Genomic DNA, 247 nt, shown 5'->3' on the forward strand with positions numbered 1-247 from the left:
CATTAAAAGAGGCTATAAATCAACTCACCCCCAAGGAGCGTGAAGTGTTATACCTGAAATTTTATGAAGGGATGAATTATGAAGAGATCGAGCAGATTATGTCTGTGAGTTATCAGACCTCACGGAACTATGTGTACAGAGCACTGCAGTCATTAAAAGCAATATTGACCTCAGAAGTGGCCCTGGGAGTGCTGTTATTGGGACTTTTATCGTTTTGAGCATGGGTAAAACCGTTCTTTTGCCCTTT

General features: G+C 41.3%; 1 protein-coding gene. It reads left to right on the plus strand.

Going from position 1 to position 247, the window contains the following annotated elements:
• The coding region (locus R0J87_RS23255; RefSeq protein WP_498889333.1) for an RNA polymerase sigma factor at window positions 1-218 on the plus strand (218 nt) is incomplete at its 5' end.
• Between the last annotated feature and the right edge of the window lie 29 nt (window positions 219-247).

The sequence above is a fragment of the Halomonas sp. SIMBA_159 genome (assembly GCF_046536035.1).
Classification (GTDB): Bacteria; Pseudomonadota; Gammaproteobacteria; order Pseudomonadales; family Halomonadaceae; genus Vreelandella; species Vreelandella venusta_A.